Consider the following 17954-nt stretch of genomic DNA (forward strand, 5'->3'; position numbering starts at 1 on the left):
AGCGGGGAGGGTCCGCGCTGCGGTGGATAATCCTCAGGAGAGGGCGGGCTGCAACACCTTGCCCGCCAGCGAGTTCGGCCCTGCCTCGATCAGTTCGACCTCGACGGTATCGCCGATCGCGTGGTTGCCTTCGAACCAGATCGACTGGAGCCAGGGCGACTTGCCGAGCCATTGGCCGGGCTTCTTGCCGGCGCGTTCGATGAGAACGCTGCAGCGCTTGCCGACCGACGCCGAATTGAAAGCCATCTGGTCGCGGTTGAGCGCGGCCTGCAGGCGTTGGAGGCGCTCGTGCATCACCACGGGCGCCACCTGATCTTCCATCGCCGCGGCGGGCGTGCCGGGGCGCGGCGAGTACTTGAAGCTGAACGCCTGGGCGTACCCGACCGCGTCCACAAGGCGGAGCGTTTCGGCGAACTCCGCTTCGGTCTCGCCGGGGAAGCCGACGATGAAATCGCCCGATAGCGCGATGTCGGGCCGCACCGCGCGGACGCTGTCGAGCAGGCGCAAGTAACTGTCGACCGTGTGGCTGCGGTTCATCGCCTTGAGCACACGGTCCGATCCGCTCTGCACAGGCACGTGCAGGAACGGCATCAGTTTGTGCTCTTCCGCGTGACACTGAAGCAGCCCTTGAGAAAAATCGTTCGGATGGCTCGTGGTGTACCGAATTCGCTGCAGTTCCGGTATCTTGGCAATCGCCTTTATCACTCCCTCGAGCCCGCAATCGTGACCTTTCGCATCCGTCCCGGTCCAGGCGTTAACGTTCTGTCCCAGCAGCGTGATCTCGCGGGCGCCTTGGTCGACGAGGCGCTGCGCTTCTTGGACCAGATCCGCGAATGGACGGGATATCTCGGCGCCCCGGGTGTAGGGAACGACGCAATACGTGCAGAACTTGTCGCACCCCTCCTGCACCGTCAGGAACGCTGTAGGAAAGCGCTTTTGGCGCTGAGGCAGTTCGGCGAACTTGGCGATCGCCGGCATGTCGGTGTCAGTCGCGCGTTCGCCTCTCAGCGCCTTGTCGAGCATTTCCGGTAGGTGGTGGTACGCTTGCGGTCCGACGACCATGCTCACCGCTGGGGCGCGGGCGATGATTTCCTCGCCCTCGGCCTGCGCCACGCAACCGGCGACCGCGATCAGCGGCGTCCGGCCGGCCTGCTCGCCGGCCTTCACCAGCCGGCCGATGTCCGAGTAGACTTTTTCTGCTGCCTTTTCGCGAATGTGGCACGTGTTGAGCACGACGAGGTCCGCAGCCTGCCCCTCAGCGGCCGGCGCGATCCCCTGCGCGCCGAGGAGCTCGGCCATGCGCTCGCCGTCGTAGACGTTCATCTGGCAGCCGAAGCTCTTGACCCGGTAGGTCTGCGGACGCGTTATCGAGGGCATGGGCGGGGGCGGTTAGCCGAATTCGCCGCCCGAGGCTAGCGGGCCAGCGCCGCCGCGATTTCACTGCGCGCGGCCGCCGAGATCGCCTTGCGGTCGGCGAGCGCGGCACCTTGCAACGGCTCGAGGAACACCAGCGTCAGCCGGACCGGCCGCAACCGGGCGAGGATGCGCTTGAAGTTGTCGAGCCCGTGCTCCTCCCCGACCCAGGCGATGCGCGCGGCGTCTTCATAGGCGAGCAGCACCGGTTGGACCACGATTCCCGTCGGTAGGGGATCGAGCGCGGACAGCAGCGACGACTTGAAGGGCAGCAGCCCCGTGCCATCGCTCGTCGTCCCCTCGGGAAAGAGCGTCAGGCAGCCGCGCTGGTCCATCGCGGCGCGAATTTGCTGGACCTGCAGGGCAACGCTGGCGCGGTCGTGGCGGGCGATGAACACGGTGTCGTTCATCTCGCACAGCCACTTGAGGAAAGGGTAAGCCGCCAGCCCGTCGTGGGCCACGAACGCACTGCCGGTGACGTGGGCCAGCGCCGGTATGTCCAGCCAGCTCACGTGGTTCGAAATCAGCAGCGCGCCTTTGAGCGGCTTGCCCTCCACCGTGACATGCAACCCGGCGATGTGGCCGATGGCAGACAGGAACACACGCGGCCACCAGCGGCCCGCGCGTGCCGCGCGCCACAGAAGGTGCAGCGGGGTGCACAGCACCAGCACCAGAATCATCAGTATCAGGCGGAATACGATCAGCCCCCAGCCGAGGGGCTTGATACGGGGCGCCGGAAGCGCTTGCGCCATCAGGTCTCGCGGTCGAGCCGCACGCCGTAGAGTTCCATGCGGTGATCCACGAGACGATATCCGAGCTTCTCGGCAATCTGCCGCTGAAGCGCCTCGAGCTCCGGATCGACGAACTCGACCACCTTACCGCTCTCGACGTCGATCAGATGATCGTGATGCGCCTCGGGCGCCGCCTCGTAGCGGGCGCGGCCGTCGCCGAAATCGTGACGGTCGAGGATTCCGGCCTCTTCAAACAGGCGCACCGTGCGATAGACCGTGGCGATCGAAATCCTCGGATCGATCGCGGCCGCCCGCTGGTGAAGCATCTCGACGTCGGGATGATCCTCGCTCGCGGAAAGCACTTGTGCGATCACCCGGCGCTGTTCGGTTATGCGCAAGCCCCGTTCGGCACACAGCTGCTCAAGGTCGATGGTCTGGTGCACGGTGCGCTCCGCCTGGATTTCCGCCCCGGAACCTAGGGCTCCGGAGCGTCAGTCTCAAGCCTCAGGCGCCGGTCTTCTTCCGGCGACCGCGCTTTTGGCCAGGTTTGCGGCCGAGGCCGATCTTTACGGCGAGGTCGCGGCGGGTTTCCGCGTATTCCGGCGCGACCATTGGATAGTCGGCGGCAAGTCCCCAGCGCTGGCGATAGTCGTCCGGCGTCATGCCGTGCTCGGTCATCAGGTGGCGCTTGAGCATCTTCATCTTCTTGCCGTCTTCCAGGCAAACGAGATGATCGCGCTTTACCGAAGCCCGCACGGAGACGGCCGGCTCTGGCCTGGCCTCTTCCACCTGCGGCGCACCACCGAGGCTCGCCAGCGCTCCATAGACGGTTGTAATTAAAGAAGGAACGTCTTCGACGGCCACGTTGTTGTTGCTTACGTGAGCAGCGACGATATCCGACGTGAGCGTGATCAACATTTCAGAGGTGTCGGTTTCCAAACTGTCCATTTGATCCTCATGCGTCGCTATTTGATGACAAGGCGGGTTTTATTGTGAGACTGTTCCTAAGCACCATCGCGCAGTGATGACAAGTGCGGTTTCTACTCTCGGGTCTTGCAAGGACCGATACATGCCGGCCGAGAATTGCTTCAAAGAACGTATGCGAATGTAATCGCGTCCAGTTTCGAACCGTCTGCCAGGAGGTAATAGTCCTTGCGCCGCCCGATGGGATGAAATCCCACACGCTCATAAAGCCCGCGTGCGGGGTTGTTGGCGCGCATTTCAAGAAACAGGCGCTCGGCGTGACGAGACTTGGCATCGGCGGCTGCCGCTTTGAGCAGTTTCGCGCCAAGGCCCTTGCCCCGGGCCTCTGGGGCGACGGCCACCAGCAGGAGCTCTTCCTCACCGGGGGCGGCTCGCACGAGTGTAAACCCCACTGCGGGCTCCCCCTCGGCCGGCGCCCGGCCTTCTCGATCGACCAGCCGATAGTGGGTGTTGGCGAAGGCAAGCGAATCCGACACTTGGCGCCGGTTCCATGCTTCGCCCCAGGTTGGATCGAACGCGACGGCCATGACCGCCATGATCCGGTCGAGATCGTCTGTCATCCGGGCAGCCGCGCGTCGGGACCCCGCCCGTAAATGGGGACCGCCGAAGCGATCAGCGCGGTCTGGTCGAGCAGCGTCGCGAAGCGCGCCTCCGGCAAAAGCTGGATCGCTTCAGCCCCGACGAGCCGGGCCAGATCTTCGGCCCGACTGCCAGCGATGAGGCTGGCGGACGGTCGCTCGGCCGCCGCAGCGGGTGTCAGCGAGACGAGATCGCCCTGCGCCATGCCGCCGGGCCCAAAATCCTGGATGAACCATTCCCCGTGCCCACCGACCATGCACACGGTCGCGCGGTCCTCCGTGCGATCCTTCAGCGCCATGGCCGCGACGAGCGCCAGTGTCGGGTATCCGGCGACTTTGGCCTTCCACGCAATGGCGAGGGCGCCGGCCACGGCGACGCCGATCCGCACCCCGGTAAAACTGCCAGGGCCGAGCGACACGAGAATTGTCTCGGCTCTCCCCCTGTCCGGCAACTCGGCGATCATCGGTACGAGGTGTTCCGCGTGGCCGCGACCCAGTATGCGATGGTCCGCGGCGACCACCGTGCCGCTATCGATGAGCGCGATGGAGCATGCCTCGGTGGCGCATTCGATGACCAGGGTCCGCTCGGACGTTCGCATCCGATGCTCCCAAGCCTATCGCGGTCACCGGCGCAAGCGGGAGGGGGTCACACTATGCGATTGAAGCGGGCAAAGTCCGGCCGCGGGCTGCGCTCGAAGATCGACGCGGGATCGCCGTAGCCTACCGAGCAAATGAAGTTGGAGCGCACGCGCGGCTGGTCGGCGAAGAAATGCGCATCGACCGCCGCGTTGTCGAACCCGGACATCGGCCCGGTATCGAGACCAAGCGCGCGCGCCGCGATGATGAAATAGGCTCCTTGCAGAGAGGAATTGCGGAACGCGCCTTCCTGGCGAAGCGTCTCGTTGCCCTCGAACCAGCTCTTGGCGTCGGTGTGGGGGAACAGCCACGGCAATTCTTCGTGGAAGTCCAGGTGATAGCCGATGATCGCGGTAACGGGCGCGGAAAGAATCTTGGCCTTGTTGCCTTCTCCGGCTCGCTCGGCGAGCGCGGCCTTGGCCTCCTCCGACTTCGCCCAGACGATTCGCGCGGGCTGCATGTTGGCCGATGTCGGGCCCATTTTTACCAGGTCCCAGATCGCCTCGATCTGCTCGTCGGTGACTGGCCTATCGAGCCAGCCGTTATAGGTGCGCGCCTCGCGGAATATCTGGTCGAGTGCTTGGTCCGCGAGCGGGCGGCCATGATATTGGCGGTTCACTGGCATGCCTCAGGCGGCGCGAACTTCGGTCACTTCAGGAATGTAGTGCTTCAGCAGCCCTTCGATCCCGTGCTTGAGAGTGGCGGTGGACGAAGGGCAGCCCGAGCAGGCGCCTTGCATCTGCAGGTGCACCACCCCGTCGCGGTAGCCGCGATAGACGATATCGCCGCCGTCGTTGGCGACGGCCGGCCGGATCCGGCTTTCGAGCAGTTCGCGGATCTGCGCGACGATGTCGGCGTCCTCCGGTTTCTCCTCGACCGTCATTTCATCGTCGGCGGGGACCGCGAACCCGCTCGCGTCGCCGCCGAAGAACAACGGCGTTTCGCTGACGAAGTGGTCGAGCAGGACGGCGACCACTTGCGGCTTCAGTTGCGACCAATCGGCGCCGGGAGCCGCGGTCACCGAGACGAAGTCGCCGCCGAAGAATACCCCGGTGACCTCGCCGGTGTCGAACAGCGCCTCCGCCAGCGGGCTTGCCTCCGCTGCCTCCGGCGAGGCAAACTCGCGCGTACCGGCGGGCATGACCTGCCGGCCTGGCAGGAACTTCAGTGTGGCGGGATTGGGCGTGGTTTCGGTCTCGATGAACATGGTCCCGATGTAGGGAAGCTGCCCATCAGCGGCAAGCGGGCGGCTCGGAGCGATTCTTGCCGCACATTCACTATCCCTTCAGTCGGGCTCTCCCTATAGGTGTTCCCATGAGCTTCCTCCCGCGTGCCGCCTGGCACCTCGCGCCGCTTCTCCCGCTCGCCCTGCTTGCTTCGCCCGTCCCGGCGCAGGATGCCGCGCCCGCTTCGCCGCAGCATCTCCAGACTGGCGCCGAAACGCCGTGGATCTATCGGGGCAGCGATGTCCCGCGCGATAAGGAGTGGCAGTTCGGCGAGATGCCCAACGGCCTGCGCTATGCCGTGCGCAGGAACGGTGTTCCGCCGGAGCAGGTTTCCATCCGGGTGCGGGTCGATGCGGGATCGATCCATGAGGAAGACAGCGAGCAGGGCTTCGCCCACCTGCTGGAGCACATGACCTTCCGCGAGAGCAAGTACCTTGCCGATGGCGCGGCGATCCCGACGTTCCAGCGCCTCGGCGCCACGTTCGGCAGCGATACCAACGCCGAGACCACGCCCACGCAGACGGTCTACAAGCTCGACGTACCGGAGGCCAATCCGGCGAAGCTGGAGGAAGTGTTCAAGCTGCTTTCGGGGATGGTGCGCGAGCCGGCGCTGTCGGCGAAAGGGCTGGCGGAGGACCTGCCCATCGTGCTCGCCGAAAAGCGCGAGCAGGCCGCCGCCGCGAAGCGCGTGGCCGAAGAAAGCCGCAAGACCCTGTTCGCCGGGCAACGCCTTGCCAACCGGCTGCCGATCGGCACCGAGGCGGCGCTGAAAGCCGCCACCCCGCAGTCGGTCCGCGCATTCCACGAACGCTGGTACCGGCCGGAGAATACCGTGGTGGTGGTCGCCGGCGATGCGGATCCGCGCACGCTGGCGTTGCTCGTCGAGCGCTATTTCGGCGACTGGCAGGGCAAGGGTCCGCATGTCGAGCCGCCCGCGTTCGGCGATCCCGTAGCTCCCGCTGGAGCCGACAAGGCCAACCCGGTGGGAGAAACGCAGGTGCTGGTCGAGCCTGACCTACCCCGCACCCTGACGTATGCGGTCATGCGCCCCTGGCGCCCGGTGAACGACACGATCAAGTACAACGAGGGCTTGCTGCTCGACTCGCTGGCCCAGGCGATCATCAACCGCCGCCTGGAATCGCGGGCGCGGGCGGGAGGCTCGTTCCTCTACGCCCAGGTCAACCAGGACGATGTCAGCCGCACGGCCGACGCGACTTTCGTCAGCTTCGCCCCCCTGACCGACGACTGGCAGTCCGCGCTCGCCGACGTGCGCGGCGTGATCGCGGACGCCGTGGCAACGCCGCCGACGCAGGAAGAGATCGATCGCGAGATGGCCGAGTTCGAGGTGGCGTTCGCCAGTTCGGTGGAGCAACGCGCGGTTCTCGCCGGATCGAAACTCGCCGACGACATCGTCCAGGCGGTCGATATCCGCGAGACCGTCGCCGCGCCCGAAACCGTGCTGCTGGTTTTCAATGGCATGCGCGATCAGTTCACCCCGGCGAACGTGCTCAAGCATACCAGGGCGCTCTTTACCGGGGCGGTGACCCGTTCGGTGTACGTCACACCCAATGCCGCCGAAGCGAATGCAGCCGCCCTGCGCACGGCGCTTGCCGCCCCGGCCAAGGCCAACGGAGGAGCGCGCCTCGCCGCGAAATCGGTCTCCTTTGCCGACCTGCCCGCTATTGGCGCTCCCGGCGCGGTCGTCGAGCAGGCGCCCCTTGGCGTCCTCGAGATCGACCGGCTGAAGTTCGCCAACGGCACAAGCGCGCTGCTGTGGAGCAATAATGCCGAGCCCGGGCGGGTGACGGTCAAGGTGCGGTTCGGATCGGGACGCCGCGGGTTCGCGCCGCAGGACGCCGTCTACGCCTCGCTCGCCCAATCCGCGCTGGTCGGTTCCGGCGTCGGAGAACTGGGCCAGGAAGAGCTCGACCGGATTTCGACCGGCCGCAAGATGGGCTTCGACTTCGCCATCGACGACGGGGTGTTCACCTTCACCGCGCAAACCCGGTCGGCCGATCTGGCCGACCAGCTTTACCTGTTTGCCGCGAAGCTTGGCATGCCGCGGTGGGATGCCAATCCGGTCTTGCGTGCCAAGGCGGCGGCTAAGCTGGCATATGAAAGCTACGCAACCAGCCCGAATGGCGTGCTCGAGCGGGATTTCGACTACGAGCTTTACGGTCGCGATCCACGCTTTGCGACACCGACCCCGGCGGCGCTCGACGCCGCGACGCCGGAGGGTTTTCGCAGGGTCTGGGAACCGCTGCTCAAGCAAGGCCCTGTCGAAGTGCTGGTGTTCGGTGATTTCGACAAACCGGCGGCGATCGAGGCAATGCGCAAGACCTTCGGTGCATTGCCCAACCGGGCTGCTTTGCCGGCCGATGCGCTGGCCCGCTCGACCAACCTCGCTTCGGCGGCTGCACCGCGCGTGCTGTTCCATCGGGGCGATGCATCCCAGGCGGCAGCAGTGGTCGCCTGGCCGACCGGCGGCGGGGTCGAGGGCCTGCGCGAATCGCGTCAACTGCAGATTCTGAGCGACTTGTTCAACAACCGGCTCCTGGATGAGATGCGCGAGCGAACGGGCGCGAGCTACTCGCCCCAGGTGGTCAACGAATGGCCCGAAGATGTCGCCTCGGGCGGCTCCATCAAAGCCCTCGCCATGGTACGGCCGCAAGATGTGCCGGCCTACTTTGCCGCCACCGACGAGATCGTTCGCGATCTCACCACGACGCTTGTGACGCCGGACGAACTGTCCCGCGTGCTGGAGCCGCTCAAGCAGTCGATTAGCCGTGCCTCCACGGGCAACACCTTTTGGCTGTGGCAGCTCGAGGGCGCGAGCACCGATGCTCGCCGCGTCGCGCTCCTGCGGAGCCTGCTTATCGACTATACCCAAACGACGCCGGAGGCGATGCAGGCGCTGGCCCGGAAATATCTGCTGGGCCGCGAGCCGTTCAAGCTGGCGATCATTCCCGAGGGGCAGCAGCTTGCAACCAAAGTGGCGCCGAGCCCGTCGGGCTCGTGGGCCGCCTCCGGTCGCTGAGCGGGCGCGACACGCGGGCTTGGCGCGGGCGAAGATTATCGCGCTTCCCCTTGCGCGGCGTTTGCGGTTCGGATGAGGGTGAGATCGTAAACCGGACGGACTGACAGTGGCAAAAGAGTGGACCCCCGATAGCTGGCAGGCAGCCGAGGCGCGTCACCTGCCGCGATACGAGGACCCGGCCGCCCTCGCCGAGGCCGAGAACGTACTCGCCGGCTACCCCCCCCTGGTGTTTGCCGGTGAGGCGCGCGCGCTGAAGGCTGACCTGGCGGACGTAGCCAACGGGCACGGGTTCCTGCTTCAGGGCGGGGACTGCGCCGAAAGTTTCGCCGAGTTCCACCCCAACAACATTCGCGACACCTTCCGCGTACTCCTGCAAATGGCGGTGGTGCTGACTTTTGCCAGCAAACGACCCGTGGTGAAAGTGGGCCGCATGGCGGGCCAGTTCGCCAAGCCGCGCAGCTCGGACCTGGAGACGCAGGGCGACGTCACCCTGCCGAGCTATTTCGGCGACAACGTCAACGGGATCGAGTTCTCCGCGGAGAGCCGCACGACCGATCCGCAACGCATGGTCCGCGCCTATTCCCAGGCCGCTGCCACCCTGAACCTCCTGCGCGCGTTCGCGGGCGGGGGGTATGCGAACTTGCGGCAGGTTCACCGCTGGACGCTCGATTTCATGGGGCGCAGCCCTTGGGCGGACAAATTCAAGGATGTGGCCGACCGCATCGGTGAGTCGCTCGACTTCATGGAAGCCTGCGGGGTCAATCCCGAGACGCTGCCCCAGCTCGAGCGGACGACTTTCTATACCAGCCACGAGGCGCTGCTGCTTCCCTATGAGCAGGCTCTCACCCGGCGCGACAGCCTGACGGGCGACTGGTACGACTGCTCGGCCCACATGATCTGGATCGGCGATCGCACGCGCTTTCCCGGCAGCGCGCATGTCGAGTTCTGTCGCGGTGTCGGCAACCCGCTCGGCATGAAATGCGGGCCCAGCCTCGAAACCGACGACCTCCTGCGCCTGCTGGACGTCCTGAATCCGGGCCGCGAGCCGGGCCGCATGACGCTGATCAGCCGCTTTGGTAGCGACAAGGTCGAGGCCGGGTTGCCGCGCCTCGTCCGCGCCGTCGCGCGAGAGGGGCATCCCGTGGTGTGGAGTTGCGACCCGATGCACGGTAACGTCATCAAGTCGGAAAGCGGCTACAAGACCCGCCCCTTCGACCGCATCCTGGGCGAAGTGAAAGGCTTCTTTGCGGTTCACCGGGCGGAGGGCACGCATGCCGGCGGCATTCATATCGAGATGACCGGGCAAGATGTGACCGAGTGCGTGGGCGGCGCGGTGGCGATCACCGACGAAGCGCTGGGCGATCGCTATCATACCCATTGCGACCCGCGACTTAACGCCGCGCAGTCGCTCGAGCTCGCATTCCTGCTCGCCGAAATGCTCAACCTCGAGGCGAGCGCCCGGCCGGCGGCCGCCGCTTAGGGGATCAACACGGTCGAGCCGACGGTCTTGCGGGCCTCGAGGTCGCGATGCGCCCGCTCCGCCTGGTCGAGCGGATAAGTCTGACCGATCTCGACCTTCAGCTTGCCCGAGGAGACCATGCTCCAGAGCTTGGCGCTGCCCGCCGCGCGCTCTTCCGGCTCGCGGTAGTAGTCGAACAAGGTCGGGCGGGTGACGAACAGCGAACCGGACGAGGCGAGGATGCCGAGACTAACGCCGGTCACCGGGCCGCTGGCATTGCCGAAGCTGGCGATGATCCCGCGTCTACCGGTGGCGGCAAGCGAAGCGGCCCAGGTGTCCTTGCCGACCCCGTCGTAACTGGCGCGCACTCCGTCGCCGCCGGTCGCCTCGCTAATCTTGCGGGCGAGCTCGTTGTCCGCGGGATCGAAAGTCAGTTCGGCGCCGAGCGACGAAGCGAGCCGGCGCTTCTCTTCCGAGCCCGCGGTCGCCAGCACCCGCACGCCTCGCGCCACCAGCCATTGCACAAGCAGTTGTCCGACACCTCCCGCAGCCGCGTGGACCAGGGCCCACTCGCCGGCAGCGAGCGGCGCAACGCGTTCCACCAGCATCTCGGTGGTCAGGCCCTTCAGCAGGAGAGCCGCCGCGATCGCCGAATAGATTCCATGAGGTATCGTGAAGAGGTCCCGCTCGTGGGCGATCTGCGCATCAGAATAAGCGGCCCGGTTGGGGCCTATGGTCGCCACCCGGTCACCGGGCCGAAGGGTCTGGACGCCGTGTCCTACCGCTTCCACGATCCCGGCAGCCTCGAGACCCAGCGTGCCCGGCAGATCGACCGGATAGAGCCCGGAGCGGTGATAAGTGTCGATGTAATTGAGCCCCACGGCTTCATGCCGGATCAACGCCTGGCCGGGGCCGGGCGCCGGCAGTTCGATTTCACGCCAGGCGATTACCTCGGGTCCGCCTGTCCGCTCGAAGTATGCCTGCCGTGTACGCATCGTCCGCCTTTCGGTTGCGATTGCCGGAAACCATCGGTTAGACGCATCAGCCGGCGGGAACGCAATGCTTGCGAAAGGGCTTCTCATCTCGACTCGGCACGCGCATTCTCGCCCGGGCACGGCTGGCGGAGGTATGGTGGCGGAGCAGCAACGGCGAGGGACGCCGGATTCGGCCGACCTGGCCGAGACGTTCAGGGCCACGCGGGCCTTGAGCGAGACGCTTGCCGCGCCGCTCTCGGAAGCGGACGCCACCTTGCAGTCGATGGACGATGCGAGCCCCACAAAATGGCACCTCGCTCACACCACCTGGTTCTGGGAAACCTTCCTGCTTCGCGACAAATTGCCGGGCTACCGCCTGTGGCGCGAAGATTGGCCCTATCTCTTCAATTCATATTACGAAGCGGAAGGCGCGCGGCTAGATCGCGGTCGGCGGGGGATGCTCTCTCGGCCGAGTTTGTGCGACATCCTCGATTGGCGTGCACAGGTCTCAGGCGCGATGGAGCAGTTGCTCGACCGCCCGGATCTGGAGCCGCTGATCCGACTCGGCATCGCGCATGAGCAGCAACACCAGGAGCTCCTGCTCACTGACATCAAGCACGCGCTGTGGTACAATCCCCTGGCACCCGCCATGTGGTCCTCGACTGAGCCCAAGCCGGCGCTGGCTGCCACCGCGGGGTGGCACCACTACCCCGGCGGGATTGCCATGATTGGCCACGTCGGCGCCGGGTTCGCTTTCGACAACGAAGGCCCGCGGCACCGCGTATTGCTCGAGCCGTTCTCGCTCGCGGATGGCCTTGTATCCAACGGTGACTGGGAAGCTTTCATCGAGGATGGGGGCTACCGAAATCCGGCATTGTGGCTGGCCGATGGATGGGCCTGGGTCCAGGCCGAGGCCGTCGAAGCGCCGCTGTACTGGCGCGGCGGCGAGCACTTCACGCATAGCGGATGGCAGCCGCGTGACGCCAACGCCCCGGTGGCCCACATTTCGTACTACGAGGCCGATGCGTTCGCGACGTGGGCGGGCGGCCGTCTTCCCACTGAGTTCGAATGGGAGGCGATCGGCCTCGGGCACGACCCGGCGGATGGAAACCAGCTCGACGAGGCCGCGCCACCCTCTCCCCGGGGATCGGAAGGACTATTCGGCGATTGCTGGCAGTTCACGCGCTCCGCCTATCTTCCCTATCCGCGTTTCAAGGCCGGCGAGGGCGCGGTGGGCGAATACAACGGGAAATTCATGAGCGGCCAGGTCGTGCTCAAGGGGGCGAGTTGCGCGACGGTCCGGGGGCACTCCCGACCGAGCTATCGCAACTTCTTCTATCCCCACCAGCGCTGGCAATTCACCGGCCTGCGGCTGGCGAAGGACGCCTGATGGAGGCCGACCAGGGCCTGCGTCTCGTCCGGCAGGATGAGAACGGGGTCGCCCACACCTTCCGGGACGACGTGCTGCGCGGCCTTTCCGAACCGCAAAAGGCTGTGCCGGCGCGGTGGTTTTATGACGAGGCGGGCTCGCGCTTGTTCGAGGACATCACCCGCCTTCCCGAATACTATCCCACCCGCGCCGAAACCGAAATTCTCACCGCTCGCGGCGAAAGCTTCCGGAGCCTGATCGGCGAAGGGCGTGCGGTGGTCGAGTTCGGTTCGGGCAGCTCCGTGAAGACCCCGCTGCTATTGGGGTGCATCTCTCCTGCGGCCTACGTGCCGCTCGACATCTCGGGCGATTTCCTGCGCGATTCGGCGCGCGAGCTCGCGGGCAAATTTCCCGGACTGCCACTTTATCCCGTCGAGGCAGACTTCATGCGGGAGGTGGCGTTGCCGCACGCGGTCGCGACGTTGCCCAAACTCGGGTTCTTTCCCGGTTCGACCATCGGCAACCTGGTCCCACGAACGGCGACCGATCTCCTACGCACGATGAGGGCGACGCTGGGGGAGGGCAGCCAGCTCTTGATCGGCATGGACCTCGTGAAAGATCCTGCGGTGCTCATCGCGGCCTATGACGACGCTGCCGGGGTGACGGCGGCGTTCAATCTCAACCTGGCCCACCGCATCAACCGCGAACTGGACGGCACCGTCCCCGTGGACGACCTCCGCCACCTTGTCCGTTGGAACGACGATTTCGCCCGTATCGAGATGCACCTCAAGGCCGCGCGCGATATCGAGTTCGAAGTGGCCGGCAAGCGCTTCGCAATGCGGCGGGGCGAGACGATCCACACTGAGAACAGCCACAAGTTCTCCCGCCGCAGCGCCCATCTCCTGCTGCTGGCCGGCGGGTGGACGCCGCGCGAGCGCTGGCTCGACAGGGAATCCCGCTTCTCGCTGATCCTTGCGGATGCGACCGTCCCACGTAGCGCGCCGTGATCCGCGATTGGGTCATGGTGGCGAAAGCCGCGATAGCTTAAAGCAACAGCATGGACGTCCAGGCGGCCTGGCAGGCCACTACCGAAATCATTCGCGAAATCCCCCGCTCGGGGCTGCTGATCGCTACCGTCGCCGCCGTGCTTGGCAGCATTCTCGGCACCGGAATCGCGCGCCATTGTCGCGGGTTCGGCCGCTTCATGGCCACCACCAGCACCATGGCGCTGGCCGTTATACTGGTGGTCGTCATGCTCCAGGTCTCGAGGTTTGACCCGCGGCTCGACATCGCAGTGCCGGAGCTGGGCCTGCCCAAGCAGACCGTGTCCGGCGGTGAAACCCAAGTTTCGCTGTCGCCCGACGGGCATTTCTGGATCCAGGCGACCATCAATGGGGAGACGGCGCCGTTCCTGGTCGACACCGGCGCCACGCTCACCGCGGTGTCGGTTCCCCTGGCGGAGCGAGCTGGCTTGAAGCCGCGTACCGGCGGAGTACCGGTGCGTATCTCTACCGCCAACGGCACGGTTTCGGCAGAGCTAACGACCATCGAGACGCTGCGCTTCGGCAACGTCAAGGCCGGCGGTCTGGACGCGGTGATTGCGCCCAATATCGGCGAGACCAACGTGATCGGAATGAACTTCCTCTCTCGGCTCAAGTCCTGGCGGGTAGAGGGCCAGACGCTTATCCTCGTGCCGAACCACCCGCAGCCGGTCGGCTGAGCTTGCCCGCGCGGCGGCCCGCTGGCAGGGGCGCACCATGGCCGAGCAACTGAGCCCGACTTTCGAAGGCATCCACAATTTTCGCGACTATGGCGGCTACGCGGCCGACGGTGGGCGGGTACGGCAGGGCCTTCTCTACCGCTCGGGCCAGCATGTTGGCGCGACAGACGACGATCTGGCTGCACTCGCGCGGCTCGATATCCGCACGGTCATCGACCTGCGTGGTATCACCGAGCGCGAAATGAACCCCTGCCGCCGCCACGAGGGCTGGGCGGGTGAAGTGGTCGCGCACGACGGTGAGACCACGTCGAGCCCACCTCACATGGACATCGGACCGGAAGTGACGACCGCGCAGTACGCGAGGGACCGGATGCTTTCAGTTTACACTCGCATGCCCCGCAATCCGGCGATGCAGGCGATGTTCGGGCGGTACCTTCGCGCGCTCGCCGAGCGGCAAGGGGCCAGCCTCGTCCACTGCTTCGCGGGCAAGGACCGGACGGGAATCGCCGCGACGCTGCTGCTGCATATTCTCGGTGTGTCCGAAGACGACCAGCGCGAGGAATTCCTGCTCACCAACAAGTCGCCGACGCTCCACGTGCTGCGTGCGCAATCGGTGCCGGGGATCGAGGCGCGGCTGGGGCGCTCGCTCGACGAGGAGTCGATCCGCGCGCTGCTCGAAGTCCACGAGGATTATCTCGCGCGCTTCCACGAGGTCGCCGCGGAGATCGACGGGTCGCTCGACGGCTGGCTCGAGCGCACGGTGGGCGCCGACGACCGCTTGCGCGAGCGGCTGCGGGCGAGGTTCATCGCCTGACGGGGATAGCGAGGGCTATCGACTCGATTTCGCGCCCCCGCGCACCTATCTCGCCGCCAGACGGAGGAATTCGATGGCCACTCACCAAACGCGCATGCTCATCATCGGTTCGGGCCCGGCAGGGCTCTCGGCGGCGATCTATGGCGCGCGCGCGATGATGGCGCCGATCGTCGTGCAGGGGCTCCAGCCGGGTGGGCAGCTCACGATCACCACCGACGTAGAGAACTATCCCGGCTTCAAGGACGTGATCCAAGGCCCCTGGCTCATGCAGGAGATGCAGGCGCAGGCCGAGCATGTCGGTACGCGGATGATGTGGGACACGATCGTCTCCGTCGATCTCTCGGGCCCGCCGTTCCGCGCCGTGGGGGACAGCGGCGACGTCTACGAAGGCGATACCTTGGTCATCGCCACGGGCGCACAAGCCAAATGGCTCGGCGTGCCCGGTGAGATGGAGCTGGGCGGCAAGGGCGTGTCGGCATGTGCCACCTGCGATGGGTTCTTCTACCGCGGCAAGAAGGTGGCGGTGATCGGCGGGGGGAATACCGCCGTCGAAGAAGCGCTTTATCTCACCAACCATTCGGATGATGTGACGCTCGTTCACCGCCGGGATTCGTTACGGGCGGAACGCATCCTGCAAGACCGGCTGTTTGCGCACCCCAAGATCAAGGTGCTGTGGAACAAGGCGGTCGAAAGCTTCGCCGGCGATCCCCTCGCCGGCGGTCTGACGCACCTCGAGCTGCGCGACACGGTGACAGGCACGATGAGCCAGCTTCATTGCGACGGCGCTTTCGTCGCTATCGGCCATGCGCCCTCGACCGAGCTGTTCAAGGACAAGCTCGAGATGATCGACGGCGGCTATCTCAAGGTCGAACCCGGCACACCGAAGACGGCCGTGCCCGGCGTCTTTGCCTGCGGCGACGTGATGGATCACGTCTATCGGCAGGCGGTAACCGCCGCCGGCACCGGGTGCATGGCCGCGCTCGATGCGGAGAGGTTCCTCGCCGAGCTCGACTTCGCGCAGGCGCAGGCGACGGAAGCGGCGGTCGCCTGAAACGTCGACTAGGCGAAGACCGCCATCGCCGCGTGGACGATCAGCGCAATCAGAACGACGCTCGACAGAGCAAACAGAGCGAAGCGAACCATCACGCGGTTGACCGTCGCTTGCCACACGGAGTGTAGTATCCGCAGCGCCACGTAGATCCACCCTAAGGTGGCATTGAGGCCGTCGCCCTGTCCGATGATCGCTAGCACGATCGCCACCGCGTAGAAGAGCGTAGGCGCCTCGTGCAGGTGATTGTAGTTGTGCGCTTTCCACTGGATGCTCGGAGCAATCAGGTTGTCGAGTTTGGCGCCCGTCCAGCCCTGATCCGCTCCTGGTTCGTTCGACTTTGGCAACTTGTTGATGGCGGGAATGCGCGTGGCATACATCCACACCCACATGACCATCGTCCATGCCAGCAGCGCGACGACGGGCTTGAGGATTTCCATTCCGATCATGTGATTACCCCCGGTTGTGCGAACAGCGTCAGGATCACGGCGTGGATCGTCAGCACAGCAAGCGCGATGGTCGCGAGCATGAATAGTGCGAAACGGATAGCGACCACGTTGACCGTCGCCTGCCACAGCGAATGAACGATCCGTAAGCCGACATAAATCCACGCGAAAAGCGGGTCGAGGGGATACGGCCCGGCCACGGCCAGAATCAGCGAAACGGCATAAAACAGGGTCGGCTGCTCGACGAGGTGCGAGTAGTTGTGCGACTTCCAGTTGACCCGGTCGTCAAGGACCCCTTCAAGGTCCTGCCCCCGGCCGCCAGGCTTGGCGTTCTTCAGCCCGCCGATCTTGCTAAGCGCCGGCAAACGCGTGGCCGCAGCCCAAACCAGCATCACCAGAGTCCACGCAACCAACACGGCGGCGGGCGCCAGCATTTGAGCCTGCATCGATTATATCCCCCTCATAGACCCCGTCCCCAGAGTGCTCGGCGCCGGACGGGTTGTCAAATGGCTCTAGTCGCTGCCGGCGATTACCTGTGCGAAAGCGGCCGCGTCGGTGTTGCCGCCGGTGACCATGATCACGGTGCTCTCATCGAGCACGATCTTGCCGGCAAGGGCGGCTGCAAGCGCCGCCGCGCCACCTGGCTCAACGACCAGCTTGAGATGCGCGAACGCGAAGCGCTGCGCGACGCGCACTTCATCATCGGTGACGGTCACCCCGGGCTCCGAGCGTCCAGAGAGAACATCGAGGTTGAGCTGCTTAGTCGCCAAGGGTTGGAGAGAATCGCAGATCGTGAAGGGGGCATCCGCCTCTATCGGGCGCACTTCGCCGGCCGCAAGGGATTGGCCGACCGAATCCCATCCCACCGGCTCGACCGGAATGATCGCACTATCCGGACAGGCCAGCGACAGACCGGCCGCGAGGCCGCCACCCCCGCAGGGGGCCGCGATCCGGCTGGGTTCGCGCCCCAGTTGCCGGGTGATCTCGATGCCGGCGCTGCCCTGGCCTTCGATCACCCACGGGTCGCCGAAGGCGTGTACCAGCACGGCCCCGCACTCTTCGACTATTCGGCCAGCCACGGCATCGCGATCTTCGCGCGGACGCTCGTAAAGCACCACTTCCGCCCCCAGTGCGTGGGTGGCCGCGAGTTTCACTTGCGGCGCATTATGCGGCATGACGATCGTCGCGCGGATCCCGAGCCGCCGGGCAGCCCACGCCACCCCTTGCGCATGGTTGCCGCTTGATACCGCGACGACGCCCCTTTCGCGTTCTTCCGGAGTAAGATCGCTGAGGCGGTGCCACCCGCCGCGGATCTTGAAGGCACCGATCGGCTGCAGGTTCTCCGCTTTGGCCCATAGCCGGGTGCCGTCGATCTCGATCGGCAGCAGCGGGGTAGGGGGGAGGATCGCCGCGACCTTATCGGCCGCCGCTAGCACGCCTTCGCGTGTCGGCTTTCGGGGGCTTTCACGAAACATTCGCTCCGACTAGTGCGTTCGGCATTGAGCGCCAATGGGCGCTA

Annotated in this window: 19 protein-coding genes; 7 read left to right on the forward strand and 12 right to left on the reverse strand. The window is 65.8% G+C overall.

Features of this window, described 5'->3' with window-relative positions; all coding sequences use genetic code 11:
• Window positions 1-33 precede the first annotated feature (33 nt).
• From miaB to ACWPM1_RS06630, 8 genes are all read right to left on the reverse strand, one after another.
• The gene (gene miaB, locus ACWPM1_RS06595; RefSeq protein WP_455694041.1) at window positions 34-1377 is read right to left on the reverse strand and encodes a tRNA (N6-isopentenyl adenosine(37)-C2)-methylthiotransferase MiaB; all 1344 of its coding nucleotides are present in this window, start codon (window positions 1375-1377) and stop codon (window positions 34-36) included.
• A 35-nt stretch (window positions 1378-1412) separates the two neighbouring features.
• On the reverse strand, window positions 1413-2165 hold the full coding sequence (locus ACWPM1_RS06600) for a lysophospholipid acyltransferase family protein (RefSeq protein ID WP_455694042.1): 753 nt from the start codon (window positions 2163-2165) through the stop codon (window positions 1413-1415).
• The gene (locus ACWPM1_RS06605) at window positions 2165-2587 is read right to left on the reverse strand and encodes a Fur family transcriptional regulator (RefSeq protein ID WP_455694043.1); all 423 of its coding nucleotides are present in this window, start codon (window positions 2585-2587) and stop codon (window positions 2165-2167) included. Before ACWPM1_RS06605 ends, ACWPM1_RS06600 begins: the two co-directional genes overlap by 1 nt.
• Window positions 2588-2648: 61 nt before the next feature.
• Window positions 2649-3092 carry a MucR family transcriptional regulator gene (locus ACWPM1_RS06610; protein WP_455694044.1) on the reverse strand — a complete coding sequence of 148 codons (444 nt, stop codon included), beginning with the start codon at window positions 3090-3092 and terminating at the stop codon, window positions 2649-2651.
• Window positions 3093-3232: 140 nt separating this feature from the next.
• Window positions 3233-3688 carry a GNAT family N-acetyltransferase gene (locus ACWPM1_RS06615; protein WP_455694045.1) on the reverse strand — a complete coding sequence of 152 codons (456 nt, stop codon included), beginning with the start codon at window positions 3686-3688 and terminating at the stop codon, window positions 3233-3235.
• On the reverse strand, window positions 3685-4305 hold the full coding sequence (gene tsaB / locus ACWPM1_RS06620) for a tRNA (adenosine(37)-N6)-threonylcarbamoyltransferase complex dimerization subunit type 1 TsaB (protein ID WP_455694046.1): 621 nt from the start codon (window positions 4303-4305) through the stop codon (window positions 3685-3687). Before tsaB ends, ACWPM1_RS06615 begins: the two co-directional genes overlap by 4 nt.
• A 47-nt stretch (window positions 4306-4352) precedes the next feature.
• Complete coding sequence (locus ACWPM1_RS06625; protein WP_455694047.1) at window positions 4353-4961, reverse strand: malonic semialdehyde reductase; 609 nt, start codon at window positions 4959-4961, stop codon at window positions 4353-4355.
• Between the two features lie 9 nt (window positions 4962-4970).
• Window positions 4971-5549, reverse strand: coding sequence for a NifU family protein (locus ACWPM1_RS06630; RefSeq protein WP_455694048.1), 579 nt, complete (start codon window positions 5547-5549; stop codon window positions 4971-4973).
• 107 nt (window positions 5550-5656) lie between these two features.
• On the opposite strand from ACWPM1_RS06630, the gene ACWPM1_RS06635 reads away from it, so the two are divergent.
• Both ACWPM1_RS06635 and ACWPM1_RS06640 read left to right on the forward strand, forming a co-directional pair.
• A complete protein-coding gene (locus ACWPM1_RS06635) occupies window positions 5657-8605 on the forward strand; it encodes a M16 family metallopeptidase (RefSeq protein ID WP_455694049.1) in 2949 nt (982 codons plus the stop codon).
• Window positions 8606-8711: 106 nt separating this feature from the next.
• Entirely contained in the window at window positions 8712-10085 is a 1374-nt protein-coding gene (locus tag ACWPM1_RS06640; protein ID WP_455694050.1) for a class II 3-deoxy-7-phosphoheptulonate synthase, read from the forward strand.
• Here the strand turns inward: ACWPM1_RS06640 and ACWPM1_RS06645 are convergent.
• On the reverse strand, window positions 10082-11059 hold the full coding sequence (locus tag ACWPM1_RS06645) for a quinone oxidoreductase family protein (RefSeq protein WP_455694051.1): 978 nt from the start codon (window positions 11057-11059) through the stop codon (window positions 10082-10084). The two genes, ACWPM1_RS06640 and ACWPM1_RS06645, sit on opposite strands and share 4 nt — an antisense overlap.
• Window positions 11060-11192: 133 nt before the next feature.
• On the opposite strand from ACWPM1_RS06645, the gene egtB reads away from it, so the two are divergent.
• From egtB to trxB, 5 genes are all read left to right on the forward strand, one after another.
• Window positions 11193-12428: an ergothioneine biosynthesis protein EgtB gene (gene egtB, locus ACWPM1_RS06650; protein ID WP_455694052.1), complete on the forward strand. Its 1236-nt coding sequence runs from the start codon at window positions 11193-11195 to the stop codon at window positions 12426-12428.
• A complete protein-coding gene (egtD, locus tag ACWPM1_RS06655) occupies window positions 12428-13414 on the forward strand; it encodes an L-histidine N(alpha)-methyltransferase (protein WP_455694053.1) in 987 nt (328 codons plus the stop codon). The genes egtB and egtD overlap by 1 nt, the downstream gene beginning before the upstream one ends.
• 50 nt (window positions 13415-13464) lie before the next feature.
• Complete coding sequence (locus ACWPM1_RS06660) at window positions 13465-14127, forward strand: retropepsin-like aspartic protease family protein (protein ID WP_455694054.1); 663 nt, start codon at window positions 13465-13467, stop codon at window positions 14125-14127.
• A gap of 37 nt (window positions 14128-14164) precedes the next feature.
• The gene (locus ACWPM1_RS06665) at window positions 14165-14941 is read left to right on the forward strand and encodes a tyrosine-protein phosphatase (protein ID WP_455694055.1); all 777 of its coding nucleotides are present in this window, start codon (window positions 14165-14167) and stop codon (window positions 14939-14941) included.
• Window positions 14942-15014: 73 nt separating this feature from the next.
• Complete coding sequence (gene trxB / locus ACWPM1_RS06670; protein WP_455694056.1) at window positions 15015-15992, forward strand: thioredoxin-disulfide reductase; 978 nt, start codon at window positions 15015-15017, stop codon at window positions 15990-15992.
• Between the two features lie 8 nt (window positions 15993-16000).
• Here the strand turns inward: trxB and ACWPM1_RS06675 are convergent, their stop codons facing one another.
• The 3 genes from ACWPM1_RS06675 to ACWPM1_RS06685 all read right to left on the reverse strand — a co-directional run bounded on the left by ACWPM1_RS06675 (window position 16001) and on the right by ACWPM1_RS06685 (window position 17910).
• On the reverse strand, window positions 16001-16438 hold the full coding sequence (locus ACWPM1_RS06675) for an MAPEG family protein (RefSeq protein ID WP_455694057.1): 438 nt from the start codon (window positions 16436-16438) through the stop codon (window positions 16001-16003).
• Window positions 16435-16881 (reverse strand): MAPEG family protein, encoded by a 447-nt coding sequence (locus tag ACWPM1_RS06680; RefSeq protein WP_455694058.1) that lies wholly within the window; start codon window positions 16879-16881, stop codon window positions 16435-16437. Before ACWPM1_RS06680 ends, ACWPM1_RS06675 begins: the two co-directional genes overlap by 4 nt.
• Window positions 16882-16947: 66 nt before the next feature.
• On the reverse strand, window positions 16948-17910 hold the full coding sequence (locus ACWPM1_RS06685) for a threonine ammonia-lyase (protein ID WP_455694059.1): 963 nt from the start codon (window positions 17908-17910) through the stop codon (window positions 16948-16950).
• Window positions 17911-17954: the final 44 nt, after the last annotated feature.

The sequence above is a fragment of the Tsuneonella sp. HG249 genome, assembly GCF_053819205.1.